The sequence below is a fragment of the Collinsella sp. AM29-10AC genome, assembly GCF_003469085.1.
Lineage (GTDB): Bacteria > Actinomycetota > Coriobacteriia > Coriobacteriales > Coriobacteriaceae > Collinsella.
In genome coordinates this window covers 1-1,638 of record NZ_QSKB01000058.1, presented here as the reverse complement: position 1 = coordinate 1,638, position 1,638 = coordinate 1, and the positions used below count along the sequence as shown (strand labels likewise).

General features: G+C 71.9%; 1 protein-coding gene. It reads right to left on the bottom strand.

Features of this window, described 5'->3' with window-relative positions:
- Window positions 1-227: 227 nt before the first annotated feature.
- Window positions 228-1,508, bottom strand: a complete 1,281-nt coding sequence (locus tag DW754_RS10770) for an IS30 family transposase (RefSeq protein WP_233508945.1) — start codon at window positions 1,506-1,508, stop codon at window positions 228-230.
- Window positions 1,509-1,638: the final 130 nt, after the last annotated feature.

The window sequence follows — 1,638 nt, the reverse complement described above, 5'->3', positions numbered from 1 at the left end:
GGTTGATTTCCGATCTCAGCCGAACACATTGAGCAAATAGGCCATTCCCGCAGTTAGCCGAACGCCCCCGCGGCCCCTCCCGGGGTCCGGGGGCGGCATTTTCCCAGTTGAAGGAACGGTGGAGATGTGTTTCGATGGGTCCGGTGGCCATGCTCCGCCCGCCGCCCGGCGCCTCTTCCCAGACTCAGCCGGACGGTCGGTCCGTCTATTCCGTTTTTCCTTCTAGGCTAGGACAGCGGGGCATCGCCCCTTTCCGCGCGCGCCCGCTCGATGAGCCCCGGCGTCAGGTCGAGCTCCTCGATGGGCACGTCCTCCACGCCGTACGCCTCGAGCAGCGCCGCCGCGTCGCCGCCGAGCATCGCCCGGAAGGCGCGGGCGGGCGTCGCGAAGCCGAGCGCGCCGCGGGGCTCGGAGTTCACGTGCGACATGGCCAGCGCCAGGTCGGCCGGGGCGAGCCGGTCGAACCTGAGGCCGCGGCCCTTGGGCAGCAGCTTCCTGATCTCGACGTGGTTGCGCTCGCAGGCGCCCTTCTGGTCGCTGCGCCGGGGGTCGCAGTAGAACAGCCTCGTCTCGCCCCGCCCCTCGCCGAGCAGCGCCGCGATCGCGACCTCGTCGGAGAACTCGGGGCCGTTGTCGGTGAGCACGGCGCGGAACACGCGGCGCGTCCCGTCGGCGCCGAGGACCGCCCGGACGCCCTCCAGGGCGCCCGCGACGCACCCGGCGGTCTTCTCCTCCAGCGGCAGCGCGAGCTGGGGCCTGCTGGGGCGGTGCAGCAGCGTGAGCAGGCAGGCGCTGTCCTCCCGGGCCCCCTCGACGGTGTCCATCTCCCAGGCCGCGGCGCACGCGTCCTCCCCGAGGGCGAGGAACGCGGCATGTGACCTGCGGGCGGAGTGGCGGGTCGCCGCCCGGCGCGCGGCGCGCTTCCTCGGCCTGTAGCCGACCTTGCGCCTGAGCTCCATGTTGGTCATGCCGTCGTAGCCCGCCGAGACCCAGCGGTAGATGGTCGACGGCGACAGGTCCACCGGGCCGCCGTTGCGCGCCGCCATCTGCTCGGGCGACAGCCCCCGGCGCAGGCAGTCCCTTATCGCCTCCAGCCTGGCTGCCGCGGCGGGCTCGTCGGCGTCTATCCCGCGCCTGGACGAGACGAGGACCGAGTCGGCGCACAGCTGCGCGGCCCGGGCCTCGTAGAAGACGTGCGGGCGGCGCTTGCAGCCGATCGTGCGGTACCGCCCGCACCCGTTGCAGCAGCGCGGCCACGCGGCCAGGCGCGGGCAGGCCGCCGACAGGTCGGCGGAGGCGTCCACGCGCTCGCCGCGCCTGGCCTTCGGCGCCGTCACGAACCTGTGCGACGCCACCTCGGCGCTCACCGTCGAGGGCGACCTGCCCAGCTCCCTCGCGATCTCCCTGCACGACGCCCTGCGCTCCAGCATCCTCTGGACCGTGTCCCGCTCGTGCCTCGTGAGCCTTCCGTAGGCCCTCGGGACCGCCCTTGCGGAGCCCCTTTTCATCTTTCCGGACATGCCGTCCTCCGATCTCCCGGGGCCGGCCGATCCGGCCCTCAGGGTATCGGGTTCCCACATTCATCCGTACATGTACGGATGAATGTGGGAGGTGTTCGGATAAAGTCGATAATCAAGG

Bases quoted from the DNA above. Each gene is read 5' to 3' on its own strand.
- DW754_RS10770 (WP_233508945.1), bottom strand. From the start codon at position 1,508: ATGAAAAGGGGCTCCGCAAGGGCGGTCCCGAGGGCCTACGGAAGGCTC.